This is a genomic window from Holdemania sp. 1001302B_160321_E10, from assembly GCF_015552275.1.
GTDB lineage: Bacteria > Bacillota_I > Bacilli_A > Erysipelotrichales > Erysipelotrichaceae > Holdemania.
Genome location: NZ_JADNEM010000062.1, coordinates 1 through 4258, shown reverse-complemented (window position 1 = coordinate 4258; position 4258 = coordinate 1). Strand labels below are relative to the sequence as shown.

Here is a 4258-nt window from a genome sequence, read left to right as displayed (position 1 = left end):
ATCAAGATCTTCCGGATGTTGACAGAGGAATTCGGGAAGACGGTTATCGTCGTCACCCACTCCAACGTCGTATCCGAGCTGAGCGATCACCGGGTAGTTCTCAACGAGGGACAGCTGAAGGATATTCAATAATCAAAAATAAGGCTGAGGTTCAATCCTTGGCCTTTTCCTTAATAAATTTGAAAGGAATTCAGTCTGAAGTTCTATGATACTATGAAGTTGTAGAATAAACCTGACGCAAAGTCAGGGAGGAAAGGGGAAAATAAAAGATGAATTTTTTTACACGCGCGATCAAGAATGTGACGCGGCGCATGTCGAAATCAATCCTGTTGGCGATCACCTTCTTTTTGATCGGCAATTTAGTCATTATCGGATTGGGTATCAACAACGCTTCGGAACAGGCGAAGATTGAAACCCGGCGGAAGATGCGGGCTGTCGTTTCGTATGAAACGGATTATATGGCCTTCTATGATTATGCCGACGCGCTGGAAGGGGAGGAACAACAGGAAGCTTACAAGAATTATCCGTCGGTAAAGCTGGAGGACATCAAGAGCCTGATGAGCGACGAGCGGGTCAAAACGGTCAATGTTGTCAGCACCAATATGCTTTATTCCAATGATTTTGAAACAGTGCCGCTGAACAATGAGCGGGAAAGCAACGGCGGCGGAACGATGACCTATGAAGATGGAACCACCGTGGAATACATTGAGCCCGATCTGAAATTTCAGACCAATTTCTTCCCGAATATGATCGAGCTGGAAGACAAGATGTATGAAATTGTGGAAGGCCGCTTTTATAACCAGGCAGAAGTAGACGAAGGCAAAATGGTCTGCCTGATCACCGACAAACTGGCCAGCCATAACAATCTGCGTGTCGGCGATACGATTACGATTGATTTGATCAGCGCGAACGATATGCGGTATTACGAACAAAGCGGTATCACGGACGAGGATATCCACATGACGCTGGAAATCATCGGGATCTATCACAATAACGAGGAACTGGATGAGAATTCTGACGAATACAAATGGATGAGCCGCTATGATTCGCCGGACAATACAATTCTGGCCCCGGCGCTGGCTTACGGCAATGCTTTCTATAAGATCGGCATGAAGCAATATGAATACTCTAAAGAACAATATCCGGAAGATTACACGGATGTGGAAGTGCCGACCCCGGAAAGCTATACGTATGTCAACAAAGCGGTCTTCCTGTTGGACGATCCGCTGAATGTCGATCAGTTCGTGGCGGATCATCAGTCTGATTTGAAAGAGTTCATGAAGATTGATGCGAATAATGATACGTTTAAGAAACTGGCGCGGCCGCTGGATACGCTGTCGCTGTTCTCCAACATCATCGTCTGGATCGTTGCGATCAATGCCATCGTCATCATTACGTTAGTCACAGCCTTAACGTTGAAAACCCGTGAATATGAGATCGGCGTGCTGCTTTCGATCGGTGTTTCCAAGATGAAGATTGTGGCGCAGTTCTTCGTCGAATTGATCATCGTCGCACTGATCGGCTTCACCCTGTCAGTCGTCAGCGGTTCGTTAGTCGCCAAACAGGTTGGCAAGATGGTGATGGATTATCAGGTTGATACAGAAAGCCAATATGGAACGCTGGACGATCAGAACAACGGCACGATCTATTGGGGGGAGACGAACTACTTTACGGAAATCAGTCAGGATGACCTGTTAGAAGAATACAACGTGCAGATCAATCCGATGATCATCGGAGAAATCTATATTCTGGGTATTGGCGTCGTCTTCATCTCAATCCTGATTCCGTCGTTTATGATCATGCGGTTCAATCCGAAGAAGATCTTGATGAATCAGAATTAAGGAGAGCAGAGAATATGACAACGATATTAAAGTTAGAAAATCTGAACTATGGCTATGAAGACGGCGGCTACAAGCGTCAGATTCTGAAAGATCTGTCCTATGAGTTTGAGCAGGGGCAGTTCTACACGATCCTCGGTCCGTCCGGCAGCGGTAAGACGACGCTGTTGTCGATCATCGCGGGGCTGGACAAGCAGGAAAGCGGCAAGATCTATTACGAAGGCGACGATCTGGATAAGATCGGGCTGTACAAGTACCGCCGCAATAAGATCGGCATCGTGTTCCAGCAATACAACCTGATCAGCTATCTGACCGGGCTGGAGAACATCGAGCTGGCGATGACGGAAACGGACAATGCCATTCCGAAGAATCAGAAGGAAGTAGCGTATGCACTGCTGGAGAAATTCGGCATCGTGAAATCAAAAGCGGATCGTCTGGTGACGAAGCTGTCCGGCGGCGAGCAGCAGCGGGTGGCGATTGCACGGGCGATCGCGTCCAATGTCGATTTAATCTTCGCGGACGAACCAACAGGCAACCTGGACACGGCGACCGAACAGGAGATCATCAAGATCTTCCGGATGTTGACAGAGGAATTCGGGAAGACGGTTATCGTCGTCACCCACTCCAACGTCGTATCGGAGCTGAGCGATCACCGGGTAGTTCTCAACGAAGGACAGCTGAAGGACATTCAATAAACAAGGCCGGGGAAATCCCCGGCTTTGTACTGTAATAAAATTGAAAGGAATTCCATAACCAGGAAGTCAGACTTCTGTGATACCATGAAGCCTGTAAGAGAAGCATGGCAAAATCACCATGCGGGAAAGGAGACACACGATGAATTTTTTTACACGCGCGATCAAGAATATAACGCGGCGCATGTCGAAATCAATCCTGTTGGCGATCACCTTCTTTTTGATCGGTAATTTAGTCATAATCGGATTGGGTATCAACAACGCTTCGGAACAGGCGAAGATCGAAACCCGGCGGAAGATGCGGGCCGTCGTTTCGTATGAAACGGATTACAACGCTTTCCGTGAGTATACCGAGGGGTTAGATGAAGAAGCGCAGAAGGAAGCCTATAAAAATGCTCCATCAGTAAAAATTGAAGATATTAAAAACCTGATGAGCGATGAACGGGTCAAAACCGTCAATGTCGTCAATTCGATGATGCTTTATTCCAACGGCTTTGAAACAGTGCCGCTGAACAATGAGCGGGAAAACAGCGGCGGCGGAGGCTCGGTCACGTATGAGGACGGAACGACGGTGGAATATGTGGAACCGGATCTGAAATTACAGATGAACTATTTTCCGAATATGATCGAGCTGGAAGATAAGATGTATGAAATTGTGGAGGGGCGGTTCTACAATCAGGAAGAAGTAGACGAAGGCAAAATGGTCTGCCTGATCACCGATAAATTGGCCAGCCATAACAATCTGCGTGTCGGCGATATGATTACAATCGATCTGATCAGTAAAAATGATATGCAATATTTTGAACAGACCGGCGTCACCGATGAGGATATCCACATGAATCTGGAAATCATCGGGATCTATCACAATAACGAGGAACTGGATGAGAATTCCAATGAATACAAATGGATGAGCCGCTATGATTCGCCGGACAATACAATCCTTGCCCCTACGTTAGCCTATGGCAACGCCTATTACAATCTGGGCATTAAACAGTATGAATATTCCAAAGCGCAAAATCCGGAATACTATGTCGATACGGAAACGCCGACCCCGGAAAGCTATACATATGTCAATAAAGCGGTCTTCCTGTTAAACGATCCGCTGAATGTCGATCAGTTCGTGGCGGATCATCAGTCTGATTTGAAAGAGTTCATGAAGATTGACGCGAATAACGATACGTTTAAGAAACTGGCGCGGCCGCTGGATACGCTGTCGCTGTTCTCCAACATCATCGTCTGGATCGTTGCGATCAACGCCGTCGTCATCATCACGCTCGTTACAGCCTTAACGCTGAAAACCCGCGAGTATGAGATCGGCGTATTGTTGTCAATGGGCGTATCCAAGATGAAGATTGTGGCGCAGTTCTTTGTTGAATTGATCATCGTCGCACTGATCGGCTTCACCCTGTCAGTCGTCAGCGGTTCACTGGTCGCCAAGCAGGTCGGCAGGACGGTCATGAATTATCAAGTCGATACGGAAAAACAGTACACCAATTTGGACGATCAGAACAACGGCACAATCTATTGGGGGGAGACGAACTACTTTACGGAAATCAGTCAGGATGACCTGTTATCGGAATATGAAGTGCAGATCAATCCGATGATCATTGGAGAAATCTATATTCTGGGCATCGGCGTCGTCTTCATCTCGATCCTGATTCCGTCGTTTATGATCATGCGGTTCAATCCGAAGAAGATCTTGATGAATCAGAATTAAGGAGGGCAGAG

The 4258-nt window shown here is 47.1% G+C and carries 3 protein-coding genes; all 3 read left to right on the top strand.

Going from position 1 to position 4258, the window contains the following annotated elements:
* Positions 1-269 precede the first annotated feature (269 nt).
* The 3 genes from I2D94_RS17880 to I2D94_RS17870 all read left to right on the top strand — a co-directional run bounded on the left by I2D94_RS17880 (position 270) and on the right by I2D94_RS17870 (position 4247).
* The gene (locus I2D94_RS17880; protein WP_195397884.1) at positions 270-1841 is read left to right on the top strand and encodes an ABC transporter permease; all 1572 of its coding nucleotides are present in this window, start codon (positions 270-272) and stop codon (positions 1839-1841) included.
* Between the two features lie 14 nt (positions 1842-1855).
* Complete coding sequence (locus I2D94_RS17875) at positions 1856-2533, top strand: ABC transporter ATP-binding protein (protein WP_072685645.1); 678 nt, start codon at positions 1856-1858, stop codon at positions 2531-2533.
* A 139-nt stretch (positions 2534-2672) separates the two neighbouring features.
* Positions 2673-4247, top strand: a complete 1575-nt coding sequence (locus tag I2D94_RS17870) for an ABC transporter permease (protein WP_195397883.1) — start codon at positions 2673-2675, stop codon at positions 4245-4247.
* The last annotated feature ends 11 nt before the right edge of the window (positions 4248-4258 follow it).

What these genes read in the sequence shown, in the direction of transcription:
- I2D94_RS17875 (WP_072685645.1), top strand. Translation starts at nt 1,856, where the DNA reads ATGACAACGATATTAAAGTTAGAAAATCTGAACTATGGCTATGAAGAC.
- I2D94_RS17880 (WP_195397884.1), top strand. Translation starts at nt 270, where the DNA reads ATGAATTTTTTTACACGCGCGATCAAGAATGTGACGCGGCGCATGTCG.
- I2D94_RS17870 (WP_195397883.1), top strand. Translation starts at nt 2,673, where the DNA reads ATGAATTTTTTTACACGCGCGATCAAGAATATAACGCGGCGCATGTCG.